This is a genomic window from Vibrio owensii, from assembly GCF_002021755.1.
GTDB classification, from domain to species: Bacteria; Pseudomonadota; Gammaproteobacteria; order Enterobacterales; family Vibrionaceae; genus Vibrio; species Vibrio owensii.
Genome location: NZ_CP019959.1, coordinates 1,498,858 through 1,525,304, shown reverse-complemented (window position 1 = coordinate 1,525,304; position 26,447 = coordinate 1,498,858). Strand labels below are relative to the sequence as shown.

Genomic DNA, 26,447 nt, shown 5'->3' with positions numbered 1-26,447 from the left:
GGACGTAATGAGCCTTCAAGCTTAAAAAGGAAAGACAAAACATGGACCAACAACGTTTAACTCACCTTAAACAACTCGAAGCGGAGAGTATTCATATCATCCGCGAAGTTGCTGCTGAGTTCGATAACCCAGTCATGATGTATTCGATTGGTAAAGATTCATCAGTCATGTTGCATCTTGCGCGCAAAGCCTTCTACCCAGGCAAAATTCCATTCCCACTACTGCACGTAGACACGGATTGGAAATTCCGCGAGATGATCGAGTTTCGTGATCGTACCGCTGAGAAATACGGCTTTGAGCTTTTGGTTCATAAGAACCCAGAAGGTCTAGCAATGGGTTGTAGCCCATTTGTGCACGGCTCTTCAAAGCATACTGACATCATGAAGACTCAAGGTTTGAAGCAGGCTCTGAACAAGTACGGTTTTGATGCGGCATTCGGTGGTGCGCGTCGTGATGAAGAGAAGTCACGTGCAAAAGAGCGCGTTTACTCATTCCGCGATAAGAACCATACCTGGGATCCGAAAAACCAACGTCCGGAGCTTTGGAAAACATACAACGGTCAAGTAAACAAAGGGGAGAGCATTCGTGTGTTCCCACTTTCAAACTGGACTGAGCTGGATATCTGGCAATACATCTACCTAGAAAACATCGAGATCGTGCCTCTGTACCTTGCAGACAAGCGACCTGTTGTTGAGCGTGATGGCATGCTGATCATGGTAGATGACGACCGCATGAAGCTAGAACCAGGTGAAATGATTGAAGAGAAGAGTGTGCGTTTCCGTACTTTGGGTTGTTACCCGCTGACTGGCGCGATTGAGTCTGAAGCAAACACGCTAACAGGCATCATCGAAGAAATGCTGGTGGCAACCTCAAGTGAGCGCCAAGGTCGTGCGATCGACCACGATCAGTCAGGATCGATGGAACTTAAGAAACGTCAAGGTTACTTCTAAAGGATCTAAGGAAAGATAATGAACAGTGCAGTTGAAGCTCAATTAGCCGAGCTTGGTATTGAAGGCTATTTAAAACAACACCAGTACAAGTCGTTACTTAGATTCCTGACTTGTGGCTCGGTAGATGACGGTAAAAGTACCCTAATCGGTCGCTTGCTCCACGACTCAAAACAAATTTATGAAGATCAGCTAGCAGCAGTTCACTCGGATAGCCAACGCGTAGGCACCACGGGTGAAAAGCCAGATTTGGCATTGCTGGTAGATGGTCTACAAGCAGAACGCGAGCAAGGCATCACCATTGATGTGGCTTACCGTTACTTCTCGACGCAGAAACGTAAGTTCATCATTGCTGATACGCCAGGGCATGAGCAGTACACGCGTAACATGGCAACAGGTGCATCGACCTGTGATTTAGCTGTGATTTTGGTTGATGCACGTAAAGGTGTGTTGGACCAAACCCGTCGTCACTCATTCATTTCTAACCTATTGGGATTGAAACACTTCGTTGTTGCTATCAACAAAATGGACTTGGTGGATTACTCACAAGAACGTTTTGAAGAGATTCGCGATGAGTACCTGCAGTTCTCAGAAAACCTAGCGGGTGAGACGGATATCCAAATCATCCCGTTGTCAGCGCTAGAGGGCGACAACGTAGTAGAGAAAGGACAGAACCTAAGCTGGTTCGAGGGTCCATCTTTGCTTGAGCTACTTGAGACTGTGGATATTGACCATGAGAAAGGCGAAGGCGACTTCCGTTTCCCTGTTCAGTATGTAAACCGTCCTAACCTCGACTTCCGCGGCTTTGCTGGCACGATTTCATCGGGCTCGGTGAAAGTAGGCGATGCGATCAAGGCGCTGCCATCAGGCAAAACTTCAACCGTTGCACGTATCGTGACTTTTGATGGTGATGTACAGGAAGCACAAGCAGGTCTGGCTGTGACGCTGACATTGAATGATGAAATCGACATCAGTCGTGGTGATTTGCTGGTGCTGGAAAATGCACAAGTAGAGTCAACTAACCACTTGTTGGCTGACGTAGTGTGGATGACAGAGCAACCGCTACAACCGGGTCGTGATTACGACATTAAGATTGCTGGTAAGAAGACGGTTGGTCATGTTGAAGCCATTCGTCACCAATACGACATCAACAATCTTTCGACTCACGGTGCAGCCGAATTGCCGCTCAACGGCATTGGTTTGTGTGAGTGGTCGCTGAACGAATCTGTCGCGTTGGATAACTACCAAGATTGTGCCGATACCGGCGGCTTTATCATCATCGATCGTCTAACCAATGTAACGGTTGGTGCGGGCATGGTGAAAGAAAGCCTAGCGGCTGTTGAGCGTGGTCTTGCGGATGTTTCAGCGTTCGAGCTTGAACTCAATGCTTTGGTTCGTAAGCACTTCCCGCATTGGGAAGCTAAAGACCTGAGCCAGTTATTGAAGAAGTAATTGGTTCACCTAGCCTGACTGGATTGCGAAACCCGTCAGGCTGATTTCCCCCGAATCCAGAATGCTCCGGAAGCCCAAGAAACCGAGCATTCTGGCGTTCTTTTTCGCTTGCTTTGCTTTTTTGTCTGGTTACTCGTTTGTCACTCCGTGCAGCTAAGTTTGCACGAGTCGTTGTTGTGCCCGTATCGGGTTTATTGGTAAGGATTGGCTATGTGGGAACAAGGATTTGTATTAGCGATTTTGCTTGGCATTATCACTTGTTTACTCGTAACCAAAATTAAACCAAGTTACGTATTTGCTGGAGCTGCTTTCATCGCCTTTATGGCGGGCATGATTGAGCTCAATACCATTGCGGCAAACTTTACTAATTCTTCACTTCTGACCCTAGTGCTGCTGATCCTCGCATCGAGCGCATTAGAAAAAACCTTATTGATCAGCTGGGTCAGTCGCAGTATTTCTGAAGGCCATCTTGGTAGTGTGATTGCCAAGTTGGGCTTTTCTACCGCTTTACTTTCCTCTTTCACGAACAACACGGCGGTTGTGGTGTCGTTAATTGGCGCGATTAAACGCAACCAACAACATGCACCATCTAAGCTTTTGATTCCACTTTCTTATGCGGCGATTTTTGGTGGCACGTTGACGTTGATTGGTACCTCGACCAACTTAATCATCAACAGTTTTGTTGAAGATGCCGGCTTACCAAGCTTGAGCTTCTTTACTCCGACCATGATTGGCTTAGCGGTGTTGGTGGGCGGTGTGCTTATTCTCATCCCGCTGAGCTATCTATTACCTAATTACGATGACCAAAACCAAGAGGACTTACCTTACTTCTTAGAGTCTCGTGTTGAGCCCGGTTCACCTTTGGTCGGTCGTACCATTACCGAAAATAACCTACGTGCCCTGAGAAAATTGTTCCTTGCTGAAGTGATTCGCGATGGTGTGACGGTTTCTTCTGTTGGTCCTGATTTTGTTCTGAATGCTAAAGACCGATTGCTGTTTTGTGGTGATGTAGAAAGCGTGGCGACATTACAAGAGATTCCCGGGTTAACGCTGTTTGGTCATCAACATCTCAATGGTCAGAATTTCATTGAAGTGGTAGTCAGTTCATCAGCGACCTTCTGTCATAAAACCCTTAAAGAAAGCCGTTTCCGTGACCGATTTGATGCGGTAGTCGTAGCGATTCGTCGTGGTCATGAACGCCTTGAAGGTGGCTTAGGCAATATCACTTTAGCGGCGGGTGATACATTGGTTTTGGTTCCCGGCAAACGATTTGAGGCAGAGCGACGTGCGCACCGCAAAGAGTTTGTTTTAGTCAACGATCTGGATTCCAGCGCGCGCTTGGACTCGAATAAATCCGCTTTAGTGCTGTTTGGCTTTGCCGCTGTGATTGGCTGTGCGTTACTAGAGTTTGTCCCTATTATCAAAGGTCTGGCAGCTTATCTGATTGCGCTACTTGCTTTTGGCGTGATTCAGCTGTCTGAGCTTCGTCGTCGTTTCCCAATTGATATCGTGGTGATTGTCGGCTCAGCATTATCTATTGCACAGCTGATGATTTCATCCGGTTTATCGGTACGAATGGGCGATATGTTTATTGAGGCATTTAACGGGTGGGGTGTGTTTGGTGCGTTGGTTGCCACTTACATCATGACTCTGGTGTTAACCGAGCTTGTCACTAACAACGCTGCGGCAGCGCTGTCTTTCCCTATTGGCTATAGCATGGCGGTAGGTTATGGCGTTGATCCAATGCCTTTCATTATGGCGGTGCTGTTTGGCGCTAGCGCCAGTTTTATTTCTCCTTACGGGTACCAAACCAACCTATTGGTATACAGCGTAGGGAATTACAAATTGACCGATTATGTGCGAATTGGCGTGCCGATTTCTATCGTGTATTCAGTGCTAGTACTGACGCTGATTCCGGTCTTCTTTCCGTTTTAATCTGTAAATTTACAAGGATACGTTATGACTGCCGAAACTCCGGTAAAAGATGAAAACATCGTTTGGCATCAGCACTCGGTTGATAAACAGTTTCGTGCTGGATTAAAAAAACAGAAGCCTGCAGTACTTTGGTTTACTGGGCTGTCTGGCGCGGGCAAATCAACGGTGGCTGGTGCATTGGAAAATCGCTTAGCAGAACTGGGTTACCACACTTATTTGCTCGATGGCGACAATGTGCGTCATGGCTTGTGCAGCGACTTAGGCTTTTCTGAGCAAGACCGTCGCGAGAACATTCGTCGCATTGGTGAACTGGCGAAGCTGATGGCAGACGCGGGTTTGATTGTTCTGTCGGCATTTATTTCTCCTCATCGCGCAGAGCGTCAATTGGTGCGTGATCTACTGCCTGAGGGGGAGTTTATTGAAGTGTTCGTAAATGCGTCTTTAGAAGTGTGTGAAAACCGTGACCCGAAAGGCTTGTACAAGAAAGCACGCGCAGGAGAAATCCCGAATTTCACCGGTATTGACTCTGAATACCAAGCTCCAGCAAACCCAGAAATTGATTTGCCAGCGGGCGAAAAGAGTGTCGAAGAGCTGGTGGAGTTGTGTTTAATCGACCTTAAACAACGTGGTGTGATCCGATAAAAAAGCACTTGGATCATGGGTGGCCAAAAAGTCACTGAGCAGTTAAAAGAGCTTTTGGATCATAGGTGACCAAAAGCTCTTTTTTATGTACTAAACGGTGTGGTTTACTGTGGTTTTTGCTTCACTATGAACGCTAAACCTTTGATTTAGAAGCGCTAGCATCTGGTCATAGTATTGATTGTTAGGCTTGTTACCAAGCAGCTTACACAACTCATTACCTGTCGGAGTAAAGCGGTAGTAAAGCAGACGCACACCTTTTGTATTCACCTGTAAGGACAAATTCTTACCTTGGTAGCTGAGCATCAGAGGCGTTTCAATACCAATTTCGCCAGACTCTAATTCAGTACTGTGTAGCAGCCCCAATTCAATCAACACTAACAAACTTGAATAAGGAAGTTGGAAGCTACCCATGTTGAGATTGCTGGTGGTATCACGTTTGCCAAAACTGAATATTCCGCCATGCGCTTTGTAGCCAATCAACAGTTTTCTACTTGAATCACCACCAAAACTGCACGCTAACGTCGCGGCACGTTGCAGAGTTTGGGCTTCTCTCGGCGACATGTCTTTCAGTACTTTAAGTGCTTTCATCGAAGTTGAACCGGGGTTGGTGACTTCACGCTTCATGACTTGAGCCCAGAGTTTTTGCATCGAGCTGTTGTGGATGTCCTGAGCCATATCGAAAAAGCGATACAACCAGTCTTGATCAGGTTCACCAGCGGTCTCATCTCGACATGAACTGTGCGCCAGTTTGAGGATTTGCTCTAAGTTCTTTTGTCTTTGTTCTTGGCGACGTTGTTCTCTTAATTGAGCTCGCTCAAGTGCGGTTTTAGCTGGAGGATCACTTTGCAACAATGCGTCTAACCCGTAGATTTGGGCAATGCTTTGAACACGGCTCGCACTGTCTTTAATGTAACCAGACTTCTTTTCATGGTGAGTATGTTTTTGTTGTGTGGGTCCGTGTTCGATAACAACAGGTTGCTTTGTTGGTTCTGCCATTTCATTTCCTACCAAGACTGGCGATTAGCGCTTGCTTAAATTTACACCTTTCCTGTTTTCTCGACCAGAGAGGCATGTCTTGAAATTGACAGAATAAAGGCTATTCAAAATGATAATGAGTTGTTAAAATTGTTATCGTTATTTTGGAGGGGTGATGAAATATTCAGACGTAAGCAAACTGAGAAAGCACCTGTCGATAGCGCTACTTTTGGTTTTATATGTTGGTGTATTAGCGTATTTGTCGCGCTACATTGTTTAACTAACAGAAAGAAAAAAGGCGCCGAATCGACGCCTTGGTGTATTTACTTAATCAGCTATACGAGCTCATTGAGCTACAAACTACATGTCATCGTAGGCTTCAATTGCTGAGCCATCAATCACGTAGGCCGTTTCTGCCAGTTCATGTTCTATGGTCTCGGTCTTTAATGTCCCCACGACATAAATGACATCCCACAACTCTTGTACTGGCGCTCCTTTCGGAAACTTCACGTAGATGATCTGGTTTGGCGGCGGTGGTGGAACGTGGATACAAGCGCCAAAATATGGCACCAGCAAAAATTCCGTCACTGTATTCGCATCACCTTCTAATGGGATCACAAAGCCAGGGATTTTTACCTTGCTACCGTTCAGTTCTGGACGAACATTACCAATCTTTGACTGTAATGCCGCGCCACCGGTGTGGTCAGTCGCAGGCATGCCTACGCTGTCGAACATCTTGCGCTCATTCTCAGGGACTAGATCAATCCAGTCGAGTTTCAACGGTTCATCACTTGCCAATACTGGCGCAGTGAACGAAATCAGTAGCAAGCAGCTAGCGAGTATCTTTTTCCACATCTTTACTAAATCCTAATTGTCATTCCATCACTGAGCGATTGTCGGTAAGCACGGAATGCAGGGATGAAGCCAATCACAATGCCTGCGCACTGCACAAAGCCAAGCAACATCCATTCATACGGCGACAGTGCCGTTAATGTTAGGTGTATACCATAACTTTGTTGGATTATCGGTTGCAAGAGGGCAAGCATAGAATACAAACCCGCGACCCCAACAATTATACCTGCAAATGTCAGTAAGCTTGCTTCGCTGATCAGCAAAGAGAACACGTGTTTTGGTCTTGCCCCCATTGCTCGTAGGATGGCCATTTCTCGGCGACGTTCTTGTAAGCTAGTGAGTAGACTGCTCAGCATCCCCAATAAACCTGCGACCACGACAAACCCTGATACCGCCATTAGCGCTTGCTCAGCAATAGACATCATTCCCCACAATTCGTGTAGGGCGACACCCGGCATGATGGCGCTAAGCGGCTCTTGCGGATAGGTGTTGATTTGTCGTTGTAAGGCGAAGGTTTGAATGCGCGATTTCAAGCCGATCAACATCGCAGTAATTTGCTTAGGCTGGAAGTCTCTTGCCTTGAGCTCTTCTGCGCTCGGTGTTGGACCAAGACGAGCGCCACTTTCCCAACCGACATGTATCGCTTCAATTGCTTCTAATGAGACGTGGACGGTTTTGTCGACGGGTGTGCCTGTTGGTGCAAGAATACCGACGACTTTAAACGGCAAATTGTCATGGCGGCTAAAGCCAACATCGCTGATGCCATGGGCAATGATGATCTCACTACCGATTTTATAGCCCAGCTTTTTGGCGACATCAGAACCTAGAACCGTTTCGAATAAACCGTTGAATTCTCGACCTTCTGAGAAGGTTAGTGGTTGCTTACTTCCGTACTTGTAATGTTCGAAATAGCTGTGATTGGTCCCCATGACTCGGAAGCCTTTATGGGAATCACCCAATGAAATAGGAATCGCCCAGTCAACTGCTCGGTGATTGGCAAATTCTTCATAGCTTTTCCAGTCAATGTTGTTGGTTGCGTTGCCGATTCTGAAAACCGAGTACAGCAGCAGGTTTACCTGCCCTGAACGCCCGCCGACAATTAAATCAGTACCAGAAATGGTGTTGGCAAAACTGTCTTTGGCTTGAGTGCGAATTCGCTCTACGCCTAACAGAAGGACAACAGAAATCGCGACGGTCATGATGGTAAGAATCGCCGTCGCTTTGCGGTTCATCAGGCTTTTCCAAGCGAGCTTTACTACGGCACTCATGATGCGGCTCCTAGGGTTTGCGCTTGATTGATTTCAGGCAAGTTGAGTGTTCTGTGGAAGAGAGATTCCAGAGTTGGATCATGGCTAACAAAAACCAATGTAGCGTTGGCAAGATTGGCTTGTTCCATCAATAACTCAATAAACGCTTTGCGGTTGTCATGATCCAAGGCTGAAGTTGGCTCGTCAGCGATAACCAGTTCAGGTTGGCCGATCAGTGCGCGGGCAGCTGCAACGCGTTGTTGCTGGCCAATGCTCAGCTCAGAGACAGGCTTATGGTGCAGTGCTTTCGGAAGATGCAAACGTTCTAGCAGTGATGTTGCTTGCTCTTCAAGCGTTGCAGTCGAAGCGTTTGGTGCAACGCGATCTCGGCGAATTTTGCTGAATTGGCATGGGATTAGGACGTTTTCGATCACATTCAAGTAAGGCAACAAATTGAATTGTTGGAAGATATAGCCAATGTGATCGGCACGAAATTTGTCTCTTTGACTTGCTCTTAAGCTAGCAAGATCGGTATCAAGTACAGACAGAGAACCCGATGTAAGAGTATTGATTCCAGTCAGTAGGGCAAGCAGAGTCGATTTACCACAGCCGCTAGGGCCTTTGATAAAGACATGTTCACCTTGAGCGATGTGTAAGTGTGGAATATTAATGGTCGCGTTTTCAGAGCCGGGCCAGACAAACTGGGCATTAGCAAGCTCAACAACGTTTGACGTGGTTTCAGTCATAATAAATTACCAAAGCAATGGCGTGTGAGTAAGTACTCACACGCCATGTGAGTTATTTAATTGCGATCTTTGTGTTGCCTTTGTTCAACGTTGTCGCTGACTGAGTAGTGTCAGTGAATAGATTTGCGCTGATTGATTCTGTCGCTGGGAACTGCTTGAACCAAGTTGTATCAATGCTGTTTAGGTCTGCGACTGAATCACAGTGGTAACGGTATTCAACAGTAAACTCACCGTGGCCGCCGTGTTCATGATCGTGGCCTTCATGGTCGTGACCTTCGTGATCGTGGTGCTCATGGCCGTCATGGTCATCATGTGCATGCTCATCATGACCTTTGTGCTCGTGATCATGGTCGTGCTCATGTTTGTCATGATCGTGACCTTCGTGGTCATGCTTATCGTGGTCGTGGCCTTCATGATCATGGTGGTCATGACCTTCGTGAGAATCTTGGCCTAGCGTGTGAGATACATGAACATCTTCAATCACACATTTTGCTTGTTGGTTGATAGCAAATAGCTTGTCTGTATCTTTTAGCGCAGCAATCGCTTGTTTAAGTGCTTGCTCTTGCTCCGCATTTTCTGGTGCGTGTTCAAAGCCCACTACGTCAGCGCCTGGAGAAGTGATTTCAATCAATAGGTCTTTACCGTCTTGAGCAATATTGAATTCTACGTGACCGTGAACGTGCGCTTCGTGCTGACGATATTCTTCTGCGTGAGCAGTTGCTGTTAGTGATAGGCCGATAACAAGAGCTAGAGCGTGTTTAGATGGCATTTTCTTTTTCCTAATTTGCTTAATTATTTTGCTGTGGTTGCTGAATTAAATCATGAGGTTAGCAACCAGTTTTGTTTCTAGTATGGGGACTTCTTAAGTTTAAGCAAATATCGGCGGCGCACGTGCTGTGTAGCGCACATCACTGACATTTAAGTGCTTTTCGATAACGTCAGAATGCGTTGAACGTTGATACGTTGGAGCGAGAATTTCTGGTCGAGCCTTAACCAGACCATGATGAGCTCCTGCAAACATTTGGCAGTGATGGTGGCTGTGATGTTCTGGAATTAGGTCAAGTTCATGGGCAATGGTAGCGAAATTCCATACGATCAGTAACGCAACACTGAGCAAGACAACAGTGCGACGCCAATGATGTGTGGTTGCTAGCCAGCGATAGTGCATCTTAAAGCCCGAAATGATACTTGGTGTTATAATATAACATCCATTTTCGCTAAAAGTTCACTCTTTTGTTAGTGCAGAGCAAATTATCTTTGGTGAAAGAAGTGCTTATGAGAAGAGTAATCTGGGAGAGATAAGGAAGTCGCTCCCTGCCAAGTGTGGCAAGGAGCGTAAAACAGCTAGATGTTTTGTTTGATAAGTCCAAGTACTTGCGTGATTTCATCAGGAGTCAGTGCGCCTTCTTTGATGAACAACACTTTACCTTGTTTATCTTGCACAATTATTGCAGAGCTTTCTTCTTTTAGGGCCCAAGAGCTTGCTACTACACCGTTTTCATCCAGAACCATAGAAGACCAAGGAAATTCTTGTTTGCTGTCTTGTGCTGAAGACTTCACAAACGAGCCTGTTCCCCAAACTGCATCATCTTGATTGATGATGGTTGTGGTTTGGTAAGCGTCTGCTGGGAATTTTGCGTCAGTAAGTGCGACCATCAATGGTGCATTCATTTCTTTTGAGCTGCTGCGTCCTGCAATAGCCTGAATAACTCGGACCTTACCTAGCATCTGTTGAGTTGCCCAAGGTTGGTAAGCCACACCTTCACCTTGCAGTACGATTTCACCGTAAGCATCAACTTTTGCTGCGGGTACACTCTCTCCAAGAGACAGGTTGTGAGCAAGCGCTAGACCCGGAGTAAGAGCAAGGAAAAGAGGGAGGAGAGTCTTAGTTTTCATATTGTTATGTTCCATATGGGTTGTGAGACTTCCCAAGTATATACTTACAGTGCATAAAAATGTAGAACCGTTTATAACAATTCTTTAACGTATGATGTCTAATATTGTTGCGTTAACGTTGAAATTTGATAGAATGAACCACGTCGCAAATTGCGCATAAAAGGTTGCCAAGGAAAGAGCAATCAGTGTTTTCTCAAAAGGATGTTGAGGTTGGTTATGCTACGTGAGTTTGCTGTTTACCGTCCACGTCAGGTGGCGCGTTTCGTAAAGACTTTATTCAAAGGTCAGTTTTCAATTGCAGGTGTGGGTGAGTTCCGTTTTGATAACGGCAAAGTACTATTACCTGACGTTAAAAATCCCAAACAACTCTCTGTATTTAGAGAAGTAAACCAAGCGATATTATCGCTCCCGGTATAATGACAAGATTTGTAAAAGAGCGACTTTCGTCGCTCTTTTTCGTTTCGGATTAACCTTGAAGGCTCGGTGGGAAGCAAACGCCTGTGCCGCCCAATCCACAATAACCGTTTGGGTTTTTTGCTAGATATTGCTGGTGGTAGGTTTCTGCAAAGTAGTAAGGGCCCGCAGCTTGGATTTCTGTCGTGATTGCCGCTCGCTGATCTTCTTGCAACGCTTGTTGATATTGGATTTTTGATTTTTCTGCCACATCTTGTTGTTCTGGCGAGTAGGTATAAATCGCAGAACGGTACTGAGTTCCTAAATCGTTACCTTGGCGCATCCCTTGCGTAGGGTCGTGTCTTTCCCAAAACGTTGCCAGTAATTGCTCCAGAGAAATTATGCGCTCGTCGAATACGACGCGAACCACTTCGGTATGGCCAGTTTTGCCTGTACAAACTTCATCGTAAGTGGGATTTTGCGTGTAACCACCTGCGTAACCGACGGATGTTGATACGACGCCTTCAAGTTGCCAAAACAGGCGTTCAGCGCCCCAAAAGCAGCCCATTCCGAATAAAATTTGTTGTTGGTGAGATTGAGGCTGAGCCGTTAAACTCGATTGATTTACAAAATGAGTGTCATCGATTTGCATTGATGCCTCTCGACCAGGCAGTGCATCTTCTATACTGATCATTGTCTGTTTGTTGAGCATGGTATTTGTCCTTCAATACGTGTCTTAATTTTGCGAATTATTTTATTCAGTCTGAATATGATGTTGTGATGACATAGACCGTAGTAAACCTATTAATATTACAGACTTAGCCTTTAATTGGCGTTATTATTGTTTACGTTTATTTAACCTCGTCCAGCTAAAAAGCATGATAAGAAAAGCTACCCCGATAATTGCTAGCCTCCTTGCCTTTTCTCATAGCGCTTACGCCGATGTTTCCCTGACGATTAAGGGCATCGATGGCGCGCTAGAAGATAATGTGAACGCTTATTTGTCTTCAATTCCCGAAGACGACTACTCTACGTCTTTGCGCTTTCAGGCGCGATTGGAACAAAGTATCACTGAAGCGTTGAATGCGCTCGGCTATTATCATGCGAAAATTTCATACACTATTACGAAAGATAATGATGAACTGATCGTCAACGTCAAACCTGGCGAGCCGGTCAGAATAAAAAAGATGGACGTGGTGATTTCGGGTGAAGCCGAGAAAGATGAAGAGTTCACGAATCTCATCAATAAATCACGATTGAAAGAAGGTCGTATCCTCAATCAAGGGGAATATGACGCTTTGAAATCGGGAATTCGCAACTTAGCGCTGCAACGCGGTTACTTTAATGGCGACTTTAAACTGAGTCGTCTAGAAATTGTACCAGAGCTAAACGAAGCGAATGTCCGTCTGCACTATGACAGTGGTATTCGCTATCACTTTGGTACGGTTGAAATTCTGGGCAGTCAGATCTGGGAAGATCGCGTAGACTCTCTGCGTCCATTTAAAACTGGTGAGCCTTACTTGGTTTCCGAAGTTGGCGAATACAACCAAAATTTATCTAACACCGATTGGTTCTCTTCGGTGTTTGTCGAGCCGGACCTGAGTAAGTTGGATGATGGTCGTGACTTGCCGATCAAAGTCTCTCTTGCTCCTGCAGCGAAAAACCAATTAGAAACGGGTATTGGTTACTCTACCGATACCGGTGTGCGCGGTACGCTGAAATGGAAAAAGCCATGGGTAAGCGCTCGTGGCCACAGTTTTGATACCGCGCTTTCGCTATCGAAACCAGAACAAACCATTACCGCGGGCTACAAAATCCCACTCGATGATGTACTGCATGAGTACTACCAACTTCAGTTTGGTTTGAAGCACCTTGATAACCGCGATACGGAGAGTTTGGAATCGAATCTTGCGGTAGAGCGTCACTGGATCACCGATGGTGGTTGGCACAAGACTTTGTACGTTCGTCACTTGTACGAAAACTTCTCGCAAGGTTTGCAAGAAGATGGTGTGCAATTTGTTCTGCCGGGGGCGTCGTTCTCTCGTACACGAACTCGTGGCGGCAACATGCCAATGTGGGGTGATAAGCAGAGTGTGACCGTTGAATACGGCGACCCTGCATTGTTGTCTGAAACGCGCGTTCTTCGTCTTCTTGGACGTACGTCTTGGATTCGTGGGATTGGTCAGAACCATCGTGGCTTATTCCGCCTAGAAGGTGGTGCCAACATCACTGATGAATTTGAAAAGCTATCGCCATCGCTGCGTTTCTTCGCCGGTGGTGACAACAACATTCGTGGTTATGGTTATGAGTCTATCTCGCCAACAGATGCCAGTGGGGCATTGACTGGTGCGAAGTACATGGTGACCAGTACGCTCGAGTATCAATATCGCGTACATGGTAACTGGTGGGGCGCAGTCTTCTACGATATCGGTGACGCATTTAATGAAACCCCAGTCTGGAAATCAGGCGCGGGTGTGGGCATTCGCTGGGCATCTCCAGTTGGTCCGGTCAGCTTTGACTTCGCTTGGGGTCTAGACTCTGAGCCAGATCCAGAATTCCGCATCCACTTCTCATTGGGGCCTGAGCTATGATGAAAACAACCTTGAAGTGGACGAAATGGTTCTCAATCGGTCTGCTGAGTCTAATTCTTTTGCTGGCGATCTTCGTCGGCACCATTCTATTTACGCATCCAGGTTTAAAGCTGGCGCTTTGGGGCGCAGAGAAAGCTTTACCACAACTTAAAGTTGAGCAAATTCAAGGTTCATTGTTCCCTCGATTTGCTTTACGCAACGTCAGCTTTGTTGACGAGTCGCTAAATGTTGATGCAAAGGTTGAGAGCTTAACGCTCGCGATCAACTTCCGTTGTTTCTTTGATCCGAAAGTGTGTGTGGATGAGTTAGCTCTGCAAGGTGTGAACTTCCAAATGCCGGAACTGCCTCCTGCAAGTGAAGAGCCGGAAGAAGAAACCCCGCCGCTGCGTTCCATCAGCACTCCAGTGCCGATCTTCGTTAATAAAGTCAGCTTTAACGACATCAACCTCAACATCTTAGGAAACAAAATTGACTGGCAAGATTTCTCAACGGCGTTGTCGATGCAGGGTGATCGTTTAGTCATTGCACCAACGGCATTGAAAGCCATCAATGTGGCTCTTGCACCAAGCGAAGAGGCGACAGAAGAGCAATCTACACAAGCACCAGAGGCCAAAGCTGCAGACGAGAAAGGCGAGTCACAAACCAAGGTGGCTCAACAGTCAGCAAATACAGCATCTGAAGCGACAGAAAAAACGCAACCATCAGAACAAGCCTCAACTCAAGAGGTTGCTGCAAAACAACAAGATAAGGCACAGCCTCAAGCAACGGCAGAAGCTGAGCCTGAAGGTATTGTTTTACCAGAGGTATGGATTCCACTGACCATCGACGCGCAGCGTCTTGATATTCATGACTTTAAATTATCTGGTGACACGCCGGTTATCGTTCATCACTTAGGACTCGAAGCAACGGCGGGCGGTGATAAAGTCGATGTTAAAACGCTTGAGCTTGATATGCCGGAAGTAGAAGGTCAGCTAAGTACGCAAGTGACATTATCGGCTGATTACCCAATTCAAGCGCAGATTGATGCCTTGGTTAAACAAGCGGACGTGAAAGGCCAGAAGTTATCGTTATCTGCGTCTGGCTCTGTGGGTGATTTGTCATTACAAGCAACGCTTTCTGATCTGGTTAAAGCCAAGATTGAAGGTCAAGTACAACCGCTTAAACCTGAGTTGCCATTTGATATCAAACTGAAAGATGTCGAAGCACAATGGCCATTAAGTGGAAAAAGTGACTATCAAGTCTCTGTGCCGAGTTTAGAAACAAAAGGCTCACTAGATGGCTACACCGTTGCGCTAGAAACGAAGGCATCGGGTAAAGATATCCCAGCAGTCGATGTGGCGCTGAACGGCAAAGGTACGCTTGAACAGATTGATTTAGGCAGCATTGTAATCAAAACGCTAGGTGGTGAGTTAGCGGGTAAGGTCATGGCTAACTGGGCGGCGCCAATCAACTGGCAAGCCGATCTGAACCTGAAGAACATTCAACCAGGTTTACAGTGGCCAGAAGCCGAAGGATATATCAGCGGTAGTCTATCGACTTCAGGCTCATTAACCGATCAAGGTGGCTGGCAAGTGAGTCTGCCTAAACTGGACATCGACGGTATTCTACGTGGCTACCCATTAAATATTGAAGGCCAATTAGATGCCGCGGACAAGAATGGTAAAGGCGAAGACATTCAACTGAACACTCAAGGTTTAGCCTTGTCTCATGGCCCTAACTCATTGCGAGCGAAAGGTAAGATCGACAAGCAAATCTTAATGGATGTTGAGGTTAACTTCCCTGATTTCGCGAAAAGCGTGCCGGATCTTGGCGGTAATATGAATGGTAATATCGCACTTCGCGGTAGCCTGAAACAGCCAGATATCAACTTAGATCTCGCGCTTAACCAAGTGAATTGGCAACAACAAGCGAAGGTCGAGACGATTACCCTGAAGGGTGATGTGACACCTCTGCCTGCACCGAAAGCTGATGTGAGTTTGATTGCGAAAAACATCACTTACGATGACATCAAAATCGACAGCGCAGATCTTGAAGTGACGGGTGATGAGAAACTGCATCAACTGACATTGGATGTGGTATCAGACATCGTTTCAAGCAGCTTAGAAATTGAAGGTACGTTTAAGCAGAAACCAGAAATGATCTGGGATGGTGCATTGCGCCGACTCACGCTAAGCACACCACAAGGACCTTGGGCACTGCAGAAATCGACGGCAGTGAAAGTTAACATCGACAAACAAGTAGCTGATGTACAAGCGCACTGTTGGTTACAGTCTAAGTCGAGCGTGTGTTTGAGTGAGGACATCAGCGTTGGTAAGAGCGGCGAAGCGAAGTTAGCCATCACCAACTTTGACTTTGACCAAATCAAACAATTCTTACCGCCAGAAACCAAACTGCAAGGTTCGGTGAATGCGAACGCGTTTGCGAAATGGGCACCAGACATGAAACCGGAAGTCACGGTAAATGTGGATATGCCAAAAGGTCAGGTTGAGCAAACGCTAGAGCAACCAATCAAGGTCGGTTGGGAAAGCGTGAGCCTCAAAGCAAAATTAGCTCAGGATAAGTTAGATGCTGAGTGGCTACTTGACATCACAGACAACGGTGATTTATCCGGTAAGGTAGCGTTGAATGACGTTTCTTCAGAAAAGCCAACTATCGACGGTAAAGTGTCACTATCGACGTTCCATCTCGATTTCTTAGCCCCGCTGATTGGTGAATACAGCTTGTTCAAAGCGAACATGAATACGGATCTGGCTCTGTCGGGTGATGTGATGCACCCGAAGGTCAACGGCCAATTCTTGATTGACCAAATGAAGCTGCAGGGTGAAGTGACGCCAATCGATATCAACTCTGGCCAAGTCGCGATTAACTTTAAAGGTCACCAAGCGGATTTAGACGCTGGCATTATTACGCCGGATGGCAAGTTGGAGATTAACGGTGATGCAGATTGGCGCGATCTAGAAAACTGGCACACCAAAGCTCGTGTGTTTGCTAAAGAGCTGAAAGTCGATATGCCGCCAATGGTGCGAATCAAGGTCGAGCCAGATATGACCATTGATGTCACACCGAAACTTGCCAAGGTAGAAGGTAATATCAATTTACCGTGGGGACGTATCTTGGTGGATGAATTGCCGCCAAGCGCAGTTGGTGTCTCGAGCGATACTGTTATTTTGAACAAAGACATGCAGCCGGTCGATGGTGAGCCAGCGCTGCCGTTTAATGTCGAAACCGACATCAACATTAAGATTGGCGATGACTTCCAGTTATCTGCATTTGGCCTAAAAGGCGACTTGCAAGGTAACTTGAACGTGACGCAAAAAGACAAAGGTCCATTCATTGTCGGTGAAGTGAATATCGTCGACGGTTCTTACCGTTCATTCGGCCAAGACTTGGTGATTGAAGAAGGTAAGATCATGATGAATGGTCCAGCGGATCAGCCTTACGTATCGATTAAAGCGATTCGTAACCCAGACAACACGCAAGATGATGTGACGGCAGGTGTTCGAGTGACGGGCCCTGCGAGTGACCCAACAGTAGAAATCTTCTCGGATCCTGCTATGCCACAAGCAAACGCGCTGTCTTACCTATTGCGTGGTCAAGATATCGATGCGGAGTCGGGCGGTAACGCGATGACCACAACCTTGATCGGTCTCAGCTTGGCGAAGAGCGGTAAAGTCGTGGGTGAAATCGGTGAAGCCTTTGGTGTACAAGACCTGCAATTGGATACGGCAGGCTCTGGTGATGATTCTCAGGTGACGGTGAGTGGTTACATTCTGCCGGGTCTTCAAGTGAAATACGGCGTGGGTATCTTTACCTCTTTAGGCGAATTCACTGTTCGTTACCGTTTGATGAAAGATTTGTACTTAGAAGCGGTATCCGGTGTTGATAGTGCGGTTGATCTGCTTTACCAATTTGAATTCAACTAAGCTTAGCTTTTAAACATAACTAAGGAGTGGTTATGCAGCATTTGGTTTTTGTGTATGGCACCTTGCGCAAAGGAGAGCACAACCATCACTTTTTGAGTACTGCCGAATTTCTTGGGCATCATCAAACCGATGCCCAGTTCGCGCTTTATGACTTGGGGCCTTACCCCGCTTTGTCGATGGGGCAGCAAGTCATACAAGGCGAAGTGTACTTGATTGATAATGACACCTTGGTTGAGCTAGATAAGCTGGAAGATGTGCCGGTTGAGTATCGAAGAGAAATCATTGCGACGCCATTTGGCCAAGCTTGGATCTACTTATATCAAGACACAGAACAACTTACGGAAGAGATAGCATCTGGCGATTGGTGCCAACGCGTGTGAACTATACTTAGACCAGTAACGTATGCATTGACGATATATACAACAAAGACTTGGGAGGTCTGCGATGAAATATCTTTCACCAATCATACTGCTGCTACTGGTCGGTTGTTCAAATACCGCGCCACCTAGTGGCAACGACAGCATGGAATGGAAACAATATGGTATGCAGCGTGCAGAAGCGGGCGATACCAAACTGTCTATGCAAGAGTTCAATAAAGGCGATGAGCTATACATGGCTTACAGTAATGGTTACGAAAGTGGTCGAGCTAATTACTGCGCTCAAGACGCTTTTACACTCGGTGAAAGTAGGCGTTACTACCGTGGTATTTGTGATGACCTAGACGACCGATTCCGTCGTGAATACGAGTTGGGTCGCACAGCGAAGGGCAGTAAACGTTACTAGCAAGCAATCAGTAAGGAGTGATTATGAGATTATTCGTGGTCGGCGCTATGTTACTTTTCCTCAACGCTTGTGCTCAGACAACGTTACCAACCTCTGTGAGCGTGACAAACTGGCAGGCTTTCGGTAAGCAATCAGCGTTAGACGGAGCGATTGAATTATCGGAAGAGCGCATCGCCAAGTTAGATGACACTAATCGTGCTACTCCTGAACTCATCACGGCATACAAAACTGGCTATCAAGAAGGTAAACAAGAATACTGCGAGCAAAGTGCTTACATTCTTGGCGTACAGGGCGCGCCTTACTTTGGTATCTGCGATGACGTTGATCCATTTTTTCAAAACGATTATGAATCAGGTAGGCTATCGACGGCTGGTGGTTACTAACGATATATCGTGAAAACAAAAAAGAGCTGCCTGTGTGCAGCTCTTTCTCTTTTTAACGTTCGCGGTTATTTGCTTTGCGCACGCTCGTAAGATTCTAGGATTTCTGCTTTCGCTGCAGCCACATCTGCCCAGCCATCCACTTTCACCCATTTACCTGCTTCAAGCTCTTTGTAACGCTCAAAAAACTGTGTGATTTGGGCTTTGAGTAGTTCTGGAATATCGTCCACATCTTGAATGCCTTCGTACTCTTTCGAGATTTTAGAATGCGGCACAGCGAAGACTTTCGCATCTTCACCCGATTCATCCGTCATCTTCAATACGCCAACTGGGCGACAACGAATCACAGAACCTGGCATCAATGGGTAAGGAGTAGGAACCAGTACGTCAACTGGGTCACCATCTAGAGAAAGGGTCTCGTTCACGTAGCCGTAGTTACATGGGTAGAACATTGGCGCAGACATGAAACGGTCGACAAATACAGCACCAGTGTCTTTATCTACTTCGTATTTGATTGGATCCGCGTTAGCAGGGATTTCGATAACGACATAGATATCGTCAGGCAGTGATTTACCTGCTGGTACGTTGTTTAAGCTCATTTGAATATTCCTTTTCATTGAGGATTAAGCGTTTAGAGGCTTAATCTGGCTAACATTTACGCAGTTCACTTTAACGACAAAAACGCGGCAGGTAAACACCTGCCGCGTTGGACAAAGGTCTGAAATTAGTCTTCTTCGCGATTCAGCTCAAGAAACTCTTCGACTTTGTTGACCATGTTCTTTGAACCCACAAAGAAAGGCACACGCTGGTGCAGTTCGGTCGGTTTCAAATCCATAATGCGGTTTACACCGTCAGACGCCAGACCGCCAGCTTGCTCAATTAAGAATGCCATTGGGTTGCACTCGTACAACAGACGTAGTTTGCCTTGAGGGTGGCTTTGCGTGCTTGGGTACAAGTAAATGCCGCCTTTCAGCAGGTTACGATGGAAGTCCGCAACCAGTGAGCCGATGTAGCGAGAAGTGTATGGGCGACCATCTTCAGGCACATTCTCCTGACAGTACTTGATGTACTTCTTCACGCCTTGCGGGAAGCGGATGTAGTTACCTTCGTTGATCGAGTAGATTTTGCCGTCTTCTGGGATCATCATGTTTTCATGAGAAAGACAGAAGCTGCCAATCGATGGGTCGTAAGTGAAGCCGTTTACGCCATTACCCGTGGTGTAAACCAGCATAGTAGATGAGCCGTAAATCACGTAGCCAGCCGCCACTTGTTTGTGACCAGGCTGTAGGAAGTCTTCTTCTGTTGGCGGGGTACCAATAGGAGAAACTCGACGGTAAATAGAGAAAATCGTACCGACTGATACGTTCACATCGATGTTTGATGAGCCATCGAGTGGGTCCATTAGTACAACGTACTTTGCGTTTTGGTTGAGTTCTTTGTTGAACGCAACCGCTTCATCTTCTTCTTCACTTGCAACGCCACACACTTGGTCACGTGCTTCAAGTGCTGCTTTGAACTTGTCGTTCGCGTATACATCAAGCTTTTGCTGATCTTCGCCTTGTACGTTTTCCGTACCTACAGCGCCGGTGATATCACCAAGACCTGCCGCGTTGATTTCGCGGTTAACAATTTTGGCAGCTAAACGAATGGAAGCTAAGAGAGATGAAAGATCACCGCTAGCGTGGGGGAAATCCGCTTGTTTCTCAACAATGAATTCGCCTAGGGTGCGCAGTCCTGACATGGTTTATCCTTACATTTTTCATTTCGTTGGGGGTGTCGCGCAATGGGTCATCTCTTTATGGATGTTAAACGATTGCGCTAGATGTAAGTTTATGACGCGGATCTTATTAATGGTAATGAAGTAACCGACTGAGATCTCAATTTATTTGTCTTATTGCATAAGAAGTCTGTCACTTGGTTAATGCTTGGTCAGTCAGTACTAAGCCCTGTCAGATTTGTGAAAGAGACTGCACGAACAGGGCGAAAGGCACTCGCTTTTCTGGTGGTTATCACGATAATGAAAGGATTAAAGAAAGCATTACAAGGTTAAGTTTATGCACATTCATATCTTGGGTATCTGCGGCACGTTTATGGGCGGTGCGGCAATTTTAGCGCGTCAGCTAGGTCATAAAGTGACGGGTTCGGATGCCAACGTTTATCCACCAATGAGCACCCTGCTGGAGTCTCAAGGTATTGAAATTATTGAAGGCTTTGACCCTTCTCAGCTTGACCCTCAACCTGATCTTGTGGTGATTGGTAACGCAATGAGCCGTGGTAACCCATGTGTTGAGCATGTGTTGAATACCAATATGCGTTACACCTCTGGCCCACAATGGTTACAAGAGTTCTTATTGCACGATCGCTGGGTTCTGGCGGTATCGGGTACCCATGGCAAAACCACTACTTCAAGCATGCTGGCTTGGATCTTAGAAGACTGTGGCTACCAGCCGGGTTTCCTTGTCGGTGGTGTGTTGGGTAACTTTGGTGTGTCGGCACGCTTGGGTGAAAGTATGTTTTTCGTCGTTGAAGCGGACGAATACGACAGTGCTTTTTTCGATAAACGATCTAAGTTTGTTCACTACCACCCACGCACATTGATCATGAACAACCTTGAGTTTGATCATGCAGACATCTTCGACGATCTTGAAGCGATTAAACGTCAATTCCACCACTTAGTGCGCACTGTTTCGGGGAACGGTTTGATCCTTGCACCGAAGCAAGATCAGTCGTTGCAAGACGTGATCGAGCGCGGTTGTTGGACTGAAAAGCAGTTCTCTGGTGTGGATGGTGATTGGCAAGCACACAAACTGGTTGTTGATGGTTCTAAATTTGAAGTGTCACTGCAAGGTGAGAAATTGGGGGTCGTAGATTGGGACCTTGTTGGTGACCACAACGTGGATAACGCTCTTATGGCCATTGCAGCTGCACGTCATGTTGGTGTTGCGCCGGAACTGGCTTGTCAGGCTCTCGGTCGTTTTATCAATACCAAACGCCGCTTAGAGCTGAAAGGTGAAGAGCAGGGCGTGACGGTTTACGACGATTTTGCTCATCATCCAACGGCTATTGAACTGACATTGGGCGGTTTACGTAACAAAGTTGGCGAAAAACGTATTCTTGCCGTTTTGGAGCCACGCTCAGCGACGATGAAGCGCGGTGTTCATAAGAATACTTTAGCGGCTTCTCTGCACAGTGCTGATGAGGTGTTCCTCTTCCAACCAGACAACATTGATTGGTCGGTACAAGAGATTGCCGACCAGTGTAAACAACCTGCTTTTGTGGATGCAGAGATGGACAGCTTTGTCGCAAAAATCGTAGAACAAGCACAGCCGGGTGACCAAATCCTCGTAATGAGTAATGGTGGCTTTGGTGGTATCCACGGCAAGCTTCTAGAACAACTGAAACAAAAAGCTTAATGACATCTATGCAGCAAAAAGTAACCCCTAAAAAAGCCATCACATTAGCACTAACGGGCGCCTCTGGTGCCCCGTATGGGCTCCGTCTTCTTGAATGCTTGGTTGCCGCGAACTACCACGTGTATGTGCTGATCTCTTCGGCTGCGCGAGTGGTAATGGCGACCGAACATGACCTGAAACTACCAAGCGGCCCTGAAGCGGCGCAAAAGGCGTTAGTTGAGCATCTCAACTGTAATCCAGATAACATCACCGTTTGTGGTAAAGACGACTGGTTCTCGCCAGTGGCGTCTGGCTCAGCTGCACCAAAACAAATGGTGGTGTGTCCATGTTCCGCGGGCAGTGTCGCAGCCATTGCACATGGCATGTCAGATAACCTAATTGAACGTGCAGCAGACGTGGTGATGAAAGAACGCGGACAGTTATTACTTGTGGTGCGTGAAACGCCTTTCTCTACGCTGCATCTGGAAAACATGCACAAGCTCTCGCAAATGGGCGTCACCATTATGCCGGCAGCGCCAGGCTTCTATCATCAGCCTAAGAGCATTGAAGACTTGGTTGACTTTATGGTGGCAAGAATTCTCGATCACCTCGGTATTGAGCAAGGCTTGGTGCCACGTTGGGGTTATGACCAACGTTGATTGTGTAATCAATAAAAGACCTTTACAATCCATCCAACTCATCGGGGAGCAAACCCATCAGGTATTGATCTTATCAATACCAAGGGGCGCTGAGACCTAATTGTTTAACATTGTTGAGCAGACAGGGACCCGTATTACCTGAACCAGATAATGCTGGCGTAGGAATTGAGTCTGGATATTGGAAGTCCTAAATACCGCCTCAACCCTGTGCCGCTCAACTCATGTTAATAATGCAAATGGAGAGCGAGCAGTGAAAACCACTCTTAGTCTGATTGCCCTTGCAACCATCACTTCTACTTCAGCGTTTGCTGCTGAAAACACCCTAACAGTCTACACTTACGACTCTTTCGCTGCCGATTGGGGACCGGGTCCTAAAGTTGAAAAAGCGTTCGAAGCCAAATGCGGTTGCGACGTTAATTTCGTTGCTCTGGATGACGGTGTTTCAATCCTTAACCGCCTTCGCTTGGAAGGAAGCAACAGCAAAGCGGATATCGTGTTAGGTTTGGATAATAACCTGATGGCGGAAGCGAAAAAGACTGGGCTTCTGGCTGAGCACAACGTTGATACCTCAAAGACGACCTTGCCTAACGGTTGGAAAGACAAAACCTTCGTACCGTACGATTACGGCTACTTCGCGTTTGTGTACAACAAGGAGAAGTTGGCGAATCCTCCAAAGAGCATGAAAGAGCTGGTGGAAGAGCGTGATGATCTAAAAGTGATTTATCAAGACCCTCGCACTTCGACGCCGGGACAAGGTTTGATGTTGTGGATGAAGTCCATCTACGGCGATGATGTGACCCAAGCGTGGAAGCGACTGGCGACTAAAACCGTTACGGTTACAAAAGGTTGGTCAGAAGCTTACTCGATGTTCTTGAACGGTGAGTCAGATTTAGTGCTGTCTTACACGACCTCTCCCGCGTACCATTTGATTGCAGAAGATGACGCGAAATACGCAAGTGCAGATTTTGCCGAAGGGCACTACATGCAAGTGGAGGTGGCGGCTAAGGTGAAAGACTCAAAGAATGCGGAACTTGCGGATGAGTTTATGAATTTCATCTTGAGTGATGAGTTCCAATCGGCAATGCCAACAGGTAACTGGATGTACCCAGTGACTGACGTTGAATTACCAAAAGGCTTTGAAACTCTGAGCGTACCAAGCAAACCACTTAGCTTTAGTGCAGACGAAGTCGCGAAAATGCGCAAGACTTGGATTCGCGAGTGGCAAAGCGCATTGACGTTCTAATATAGGTTCTACTTTTGAATTCTGTTCCGAAAATAGGGTTAGGGGTCGCGATGATTATCGCGACCTTTGTTGTTTCTGCCTTAGGTGCTTTGATTGTTCAAGCGCCTTCACTCGATGTGTCTATGGTGTGGGGAGACCCATACTATCAACACGTCACCCAGTTCAGTTTCTACCAAGCTTTTCTTTCGACACTATTGAGTGTTGGCGTTGCTATTCCTGTTGCTCACGCACTTTCTCGACGTGAGTTCTTGGGGAAGTCTCTATTACTCAAGTTGTTTGCGTCTACCTTAGTTCTACCTGTGCTGGTCGGTGTATTTGGCTTATTGGCGATTTACGGTAACAGCGGCTTATTAGCGCAGTGGCTGAAAAGTATCGACGCTGAGCTGCCGTTTTCCATCTATGGCCTGAACGGTATTTTACTTGCGCACGTGTTCTTCAATATGCCTTATGCAGCGCGACTCCTTTTGCAGGCATTAGAATCGATCCCAGCAGAGCAACATAAACTGTGCGCACACCTTGGAATGAGCCATTGGGACAAGTTTCGTTGGGTGGAATGGCCACGCCTAAGGCAGCAATTGCCACACGTAAGCGGCTTGGTGTTTATGCTTTGCTTTACCAGTTTTGCCACCGTGATGGCATTAGGCGGCGGACCGAAATCGACCACCATTGAACTCGCCATTTATCAGGCTATTAAGTTCGATTTTGATCTGCAAGCTGGGGCGCTTTTGGCACTGTGGCAAATGCTACTATGTGGCTTGTTAGCAATTGGCGTACAGAAGTTGACGAGGCCAGTTTCAGTAAGCGCTGGCAGTACATCGGTACAGCAATATTTAACGAAGGATCATGGGTGGTCAAAAGCTTGGGATAGCTTTTGGATCATAGGTGCCTTTTTACTAGTCATACCGCCGCTTGTGATGGTGGTGTTCAGTGGTATCAATCAGCAAGTTTGGTCGGTACTGACCGATGAACGTTTTTGGTCAGCACTGCTTTATTCACTCAAAGTTGCGGTACTGGCGAGCTCTCTTGCCGTTGCAGCAGGCGTATCGATTTTGCTGACCAGTCGACGTTGGCGATTGCAGTATAAAAATACTCGCGCCGATCAAATTGAGCTTATCGGAACCATCATTTTAGTGACACCAGGTTTGGTGATTAGCACAGGACTGTTTTTACTGCTGCGTTCGTTTACTGATGTATTCAGCTTAGCGTTTTTTGTCGTGATTTTGGTTAATGGCTTGATGGCATTGCCTTACGTCATCAAGACTTTATCTCAACCTATGTTGCACATTGAGCAGCAATATCAGTACGTGTGTGCCAGCTTGGGCATGCGTGGTTGGCAACGATTTAAAGTCGTGGAGTGGCAAGCACTGCGTAAGCCGTTTGCACATGCTTTTGCTATTAGCTTTATGTTTGCGATTGGTGACTTAAGTGCGATCGCCTTATTTGGCGGACAAGAATTTAGAACCTTGCCGTTGTACCTATTCCAACTGCTCGGCAGTTATCAGATGGATGCAGCAGCGGTTGTATCGGTTACCTTGCTGTTACTCAGCGTAGGCTGTTTTGCTGTGATTGAAAAAGTATTAAAAACAAAGGGGAAAGCATAATGTTAGTGTTGGATGATGTTCATTACACCTATCAACGTGAGCTATTTCGCTTTAATTTAGAGATTAAGCGCGGACAAATCGTGTCGCTGATGGGACCGAGCGGTGCAGGTAAATCAACGTTGCTCGCTTTGGTCGCTGGATTCATTAATCCTGACCTAGGCGATATCTTGGTTGATGGCACATCTATCGTGAGTAAAGAGCCGTACCAGCGCCCGTTTTCAATGCTGTTCCAAGAACACAATCTGTTTGCCCATCTGTCAGTAAGGGACAACATTGGTTTAGGGTTGCATCCGGGGTTAAAGCTTACTGCAGACCAAAAGCTTCTTGTCGAGCAAGCAGCCAAGCAAGTCGGCGTTGCTGAGTATTTAGATCGCTTACCTGAACACCTTTCTGGTGGTCAGCGCCAGCGTGTGGCACTCGCACGTTGCTTTGTTCAGCCGCATCCGATGTGGCTACTCGATGAGCCTTTCTCTGCACTTGATCCCGTGCTGCGCGAAGAGATGCTGACACTGGTGAAACAGCTTGCGACTGATCGTGGTATTACCGTGTTAATGGTGACGCACCACTTGAGTGATGCAAGAGCGATTGCGAGTCATTTTGCTTTTGTCGCTGGTGGTCAGGTCGAAGCGTCAGGTGACATTGATGAATTGGCAGTATCGCACTCTAGCGATGTTTTAGCAGCGTTTGTGCGAGCGGCAGGGTAGAGCGCCGTTTATCTTGGATGAATAAGGCGAGAGAAAAACAAAAGGTTGATGCGAGCATCAACCTTTTTTAGTTTTGGGAGTTTGAA

At 46.7% G+C, this 26,447-nt stretch carries 25 protein-coding genes; 15 read left to right on the top strand and 10 right to left on the bottom strand.

Annotated elements, in window-relative coordinates; all coding sequences use genetic code 11:
* Positions 1–41: 41 nt before the first annotated feature.
* From cysD to cysC, 4 genes are all read left to right on the top strand, one after another.
* Positions 42–950 carry a sulfate adenylyltransferase subunit CysD gene (gene cysD / locus A9237_RS06750; RefSeq protein WP_078607900.1) on the top strand — a complete coding sequence of 303 codons (909 nt, stop codon included), beginning with the start codon at positions 42–44 and terminating at the stop codon, positions 948–950.
* Positions 951–968: 18 nt separating this feature from the next.
* Positions 969–2,399: a sulfate adenylyltransferase subunit CysN gene (gene cysN / locus A9237_RS06745; RefSeq protein ID WP_078607899.1), complete on the top strand. Its 1,431-nt coding sequence runs from the start codon at positions 969–971 to the stop codon at positions 2,397–2,399.
* A 210-nt stretch (positions 2,400–2,609) separates the two neighbouring features.
* Complete coding sequence (locus A9237_RS06740; RefSeq protein ID WP_078607898.1) at positions 2,610–4,334, top strand: SLC13 family permease; 1,725 nt, start codon at positions 2,610–2,612, stop codon at positions 4,332–4,334.
* Between the two features lie 24 nt (positions 4,335–4,358).
* Entirely contained in the window at positions 4,359–4,976 is a 618-nt protein-coding gene (gene cysC, locus A9237_RS06735; RefSeq protein WP_061007821.1) for an adenylyl-sulfate kinase, read from the top strand.
* A 90-nt stretch (positions 4,977–5,066) separates the two neighbouring features.
* Here cysC and A9237_RS06730 read toward each other — a convergent pair whose 3' ends face one another.
* The 7 genes from A9237_RS06730 to A9237_RS06700 all read right to left on the bottom strand — a co-directional run bounded on the left by A9237_RS06730 (position 5,067) and on the right by A9237_RS06700 (position 10,692).
* Positions 5,067–5,972 carry a TIGR03899 family protein gene (locus tag A9237_RS06730; protein WP_078607897.1) on the bottom strand — a complete coding sequence of 302 codons (906 nt, stop codon included), beginning with the start codon at positions 5,970–5,972 and terminating at the stop codon, positions 5,067–5,069.
* 339 nt (positions 5,973–6,311) lie between these two features.
* Positions 6,312–6,806, bottom strand: a complete 495-nt coding sequence (locus tag A9237_RS06725; RefSeq protein WP_009707821.1) for a DUF3299 domain-containing protein — start codon at positions 6,804–6,806, stop codon at positions 6,312–6,314.
* A gap of 5 nt (positions 6,807–6,811) precedes the next feature.
* Positions 6,812–8,071 (bottom strand): ABC transporter permease, encoded by a 1,260-nt coding sequence (locus tag A9237_RS06720; protein WP_005437344.1) that lies wholly within the window; start codon positions 8,069–8,071, stop codon positions 6,812–6,814.
* Positions 8,068–8,796, bottom strand: coding sequence for an ABC transporter ATP-binding protein (locus A9237_RS06715; protein ID WP_078607896.1), 729 nt, complete (start codon positions 8,794–8,796; stop codon positions 8,068–8,070). Before A9237_RS06715 ends, A9237_RS06720 begins: the two co-directional genes overlap by 4 nt.
* A gap of 52 nt (positions 8,797–8,848) precedes the next feature.
* On the bottom strand, positions 8,849–9,565 hold the full coding sequence (gene zrgA / locus A9237_RS06710; protein ID WP_078607895.1) for a zinc uptake protein ZrgA: 717 nt from the start codon (positions 9,563–9,565) through the stop codon (positions 8,849–8,851).
* 99 nt (positions 9,566–9,664) lie between these two features.
* Complete coding sequence (locus tag A9237_RS06705) at positions 9,665–9,964, bottom strand: DUF2607 family protein (RefSeq protein WP_078607894.1); 300 nt, start codon at positions 9,962–9,964, stop codon at positions 9,665–9,667.
* A 176-nt stretch (positions 9,965–10,140) separates the two neighbouring features.
* Positions 10,141–10,692, bottom strand: coding sequence for a YtfJ family protein (locus tag A9237_RS06700; protein WP_009707817.1), 552 nt, complete (start codon positions 10,690–10,692; stop codon positions 10,141–10,143).
* A gap of 216 nt (positions 10,693–10,908) precedes the next feature.
* Between A9237_RS06700 and A9237_RS06695 the strand changes: the two genes are divergently transcribed.
* Positions 10,909–11,109: a DUF1107 domain-containing protein gene (locus A9237_RS06695; protein WP_009707816.1), complete on the top strand. Its 201-nt coding sequence runs from the start codon at positions 10,909–10,911 to the stop codon at positions 11,107–11,109.
* Between the two features lie 49 nt (positions 11,110–11,158).
* Here A9237_RS06695 and msrA read toward each other — a convergent pair whose 3' ends face one another.
* Entirely contained in the window at positions 11,159–11,797 is a 639-nt protein-coding gene (gene msrA, locus A9237_RS06690; protein WP_078607893.1) for a peptide-methionine (S)-S-oxide reductase MsrA, read from the bottom strand.
* 166 nt (positions 11,798–11,963) lie between these two features.
* Between msrA and tamA the strand changes: the two genes are divergently transcribed.
* The 5 genes from tamA to A9237_RS06665 all read left to right on the top strand — a co-directional run bounded on the left by tamA (position 11,964) and on the right by A9237_RS06665 (position 18,765).
* Positions 11,964–13,676: an autotransporter assembly complex protein TamA gene (gene tamA, locus A9237_RS06685; protein ID WP_041057517.1), complete on the top strand. Its 1,713-nt coding sequence runs from the start codon at positions 11,964–11,966 to the stop codon at positions 13,674–13,676.
* The gene (gene tamB / locus A9237_RS06680) at positions 13,673–17,599 is read left to right on the top strand and encodes an autotransporter assembly complex protein TamB (protein WP_078607892.1); all 3,927 of its coding nucleotides are present in this window, start codon (positions 13,673–13,675) and stop codon (positions 17,597–17,599) included. The genes tamA and tamB overlap by 4 nt, the downstream gene beginning before the upstream one ends.
* 32 nt (positions 17,600–17,631) lie before the next feature.
* Positions 17,632–17,979, top strand: coding sequence for a gamma-glutamylcyclotransferase family protein (locus tag A9237_RS06675; protein WP_078607891.1), 348 nt, complete (start codon positions 17,632–17,634; stop codon positions 17,977–17,979).
* 64 nt (positions 17,980–18,043) lie between these two features.
* Positions 18,044–18,382 (top strand): DUF2799 domain-containing protein, encoded by a 339-nt coding sequence (locus tag A9237_RS06670; RefSeq protein ID WP_078607890.1) that lies wholly within the window; start codon positions 18,044–18,046, stop codon positions 18,380–18,382.
* A 23-nt stretch (positions 18,383–18,405) separates the two neighbouring features.
* Positions 18,406–18,765 carry a DUF2799 domain-containing protein gene (locus A9237_RS06665; protein WP_078607889.1) on the top strand — a complete coding sequence of 120 codons (360 nt, stop codon included), beginning with the start codon at positions 18,406–18,408 and terminating at the stop codon, positions 18,763–18,765.
* A 65-nt stretch (positions 18,766–18,830) separates the two neighbouring features.
* Here the strand turns inward: A9237_RS06665 and ppa are convergent, their stop codons facing one another.
* Together ppa and fbp are read right to left on the bottom strand one after the other, a co-directional pair.
* Positions 18,831–19,361, bottom strand: a complete 531-nt coding sequence (ppa, locus tag A9237_RS06660; RefSeq protein WP_078607888.1) for an inorganic diphosphatase — start codon at positions 19,359–19,361, stop codon at positions 18,831–18,833.
* A 125-nt stretch (positions 19,362–19,486) separates the two neighbouring features.
* On the bottom strand, positions 19,487–20,503 hold the full coding sequence (gene fbp, locus A9237_RS06655; protein ID WP_005430527.1) for a class 1 fructose-bisphosphatase: 1,017 nt from the start codon (positions 20,501–20,503) through the stop codon (positions 19,487–19,489).
* A gap of 313 nt (positions 20,504–20,816) precedes the next feature.
* Here fbp and mpl point away from each other — a divergent pair, with 313 nt between their 5' ends.
* From mpl to thiQ, 5 genes are all read left to right on the top strand, one after another.
* The gene (gene mpl / locus A9237_RS06650) at positions 20,817–22,175 is read left to right on the top strand and encodes a UDP-N-acetylmuramate:L-alanyl-gamma-D-glutamyl-meso-diaminopimelate ligase (protein ID WP_078607887.1); all 1,359 of its coding nucleotides are present in this window, start codon (positions 20,817–20,819) and stop codon (positions 22,173–22,175) included.
* Positions 22,175–22,813: a flavin prenyltransferase UbiX gene (locus tag A9237_RS06645; protein WP_078607886.1), complete on the top strand. Its 639-nt coding sequence runs from the start codon at positions 22,175–22,177 to the stop codon at positions 22,811–22,813. Before mpl ends, A9237_RS06645 begins: the two co-directional genes overlap by 1 nt.
* Before the next feature lie 250 nt (positions 22,814–23,063).
* Positions 23,064–24,056: a thiamine ABC transporter substrate binding subunit gene (thiB, locus tag A9237_RS06640; RefSeq protein ID WP_078607885.1), complete on the top strand. Its 993-nt coding sequence runs from the start codon at positions 23,064–23,066 to the stop codon at positions 24,054–24,056.
* A 14-nt stretch (positions 24,057–24,070) separates the two neighbouring features.
* Positions 24,071–25,657 carry a thiamine/thiamine pyrophosphate ABC transporter permease ThiP gene (gene thiP, locus A9237_RS06635; protein ID WP_078607884.1) on the top strand — a complete coding sequence of 529 codons (1,587 nt, stop codon included), beginning with the start codon at positions 24,071–24,073 and terminating at the stop codon, positions 25,655–25,657.
* Entirely contained in the window at positions 25,657–26,361 is a 705-nt protein-coding gene (gene thiQ / locus A9237_RS06630) for a thiamine ABC transporter ATP-binding protein (RefSeq protein ID WP_078607883.1), read from the top strand. The genes thiP and thiQ overlap by 1 nt, the downstream gene beginning before the upstream one ends.
* The last annotated feature ends 86 nt before the right edge of the window (positions 26,362–26,447 follow it).

Bases quoted from the DNA above. Each gene is read 5' to 3' on its own strand.
- cysD (WP_078607900.1), top strand. From the start codon at position 42: ATGGACCAACAACGTTTAACTCACCTTAAACAACTCGAAGCGGAGAGT.
- A9237_RS06740 (WP_078607898.1), top strand. From the start codon at position 2,610: ATGTGGGAACAAGGATTTGTATTAGCGATTTTGCTTGGCATTATCACT.
- thiQ (WP_078607883.1), top strand. From the start codon at position 25,657: ATGTTAGTGTTGGATGATGTTCATTACACCTATCAACGTGAGCTATTT.
- A9237_RS06675 (WP_078607891.1), top strand. From the start codon at position 17,632: ATGCAGCATTTGGTTTTTGTGTATGGCACCTTGCGCAAAGGAGAGCAC.
- tamA (WP_041057517.1), top strand. From the start codon at position 11,964: ATGATAAGAAAAGCTACCCCGATAATTGCTAGCCTCCTTGCCTTTTCT.
- A9237_RS06705 (WP_078607894.1), bottom strand. From the start codon at position 9,964: ATGCACTATCGCTGGCTAGCAACCACACATCATTGGCGTCGCACTGTT.
- A9237_RS06715 (WP_078607896.1), bottom strand. From the start codon at position 8,796: ATGACTGAAACCACGTCAAACGTTGTTGAGCTTGCTAATGCCCAGTTT.
- ppa (WP_078607888.1), bottom strand. From the start codon at position 19,361: ATGAGCTTAAACAACGTACCAGCAGGTAAATCACTGCCTGACGATATC.
- A9237_RS06695 (WP_009707816.1), top strand. From the start codon at position 10,909: ATGCTACGTGAGTTTGCTGTTTACCGTCCACGTCAGGTGGCGCGTTTC.
- A9237_RS06670 (WP_078607890.1), top strand. From the start codon at position 18,044: ATGAAATATCTTTCACCAATCATACTGCTGCTACTGGTCGGTTGTTCA.
- zrgA (WP_078607895.1), bottom strand. From the start codon at position 9,565: ATGCCATCTAAACACGCTCTAGCTCTTGTTATCGGCCTATCACTAACA.
- mpl (WP_078607887.1), top strand. From the start codon at position 20,817: ATGCACATTCATATCTTGGGTATCTGCGGCACGTTTATGGGCGGTGCG.
- A9237_RS06645 (WP_078607886.1), top strand. From the start codon at position 22,175: ATGACATCTATGCAGCAAAAAGTAACCCCTAAAAAAGCCATCACATTA.
- A9237_RS06730 (WP_078607897.1), bottom strand. From the start codon at position 5,972: ATGGCAGAACCAACAAAGCAACCTGTTGTTATCGAACACGGACCCACA.
- cysN (WP_078607899.1), top strand. From the start codon at position 969: ATGAACAGTGCAGTTGAAGCTCAATTAGCCGAGCTTGGTATTGAAGGC.
- fbp (WP_005430527.1), bottom strand. From the start codon at position 20,503: ATGTCAGGACTGCGCACCCTAGGCGAATTCATTGTTGAGAAACAAGCG.
- msrA (WP_078607893.1), bottom strand. From the start codon at position 11,797: ATGCTCAACAAACAGACAATGATCAGTATAGAAGATGCACTGCCTGGT.
- A9237_RS06700 (WP_009707817.1), bottom strand. From the start codon at position 10,692: ATGAAAACTAAGACTCTCCTCCCTCTTTTCCTTGCTCTTACTCCGGGT.
- A9237_RS06665 (WP_078607889.1), top strand. From the start codon at position 18,406: ATGAGATTATTCGTGGTCGGCGCTATGTTACTTTTCCTCAACGCTTGT.
- A9237_RS06720 (WP_005437344.1), bottom strand. From the start codon at position 8,071: ATGAGTGCCGTAGTAAAGCTCGCTTGGAAAAGCCTGATGAACCGCAAA.
- cysC (WP_061007821.1), top strand. From the start codon at position 4,359: ATGACTGCCGAAACTCCGGTAAAAGATGAAAACATCGTTTGGCATCAG.
- A9237_RS06725 (WP_009707821.1), bottom strand. From the start codon at position 6,806: ATGTGGAAAAAGATACTCGCTAGCTGCTTGCTACTGATTTCGTTCACT.
- tamB (WP_078607892.1), top strand. From the start codon at position 13,673: ATGATGAAAACAACCTTGAAGTGGACGAAATGGTTCTCAATCGGTCTG.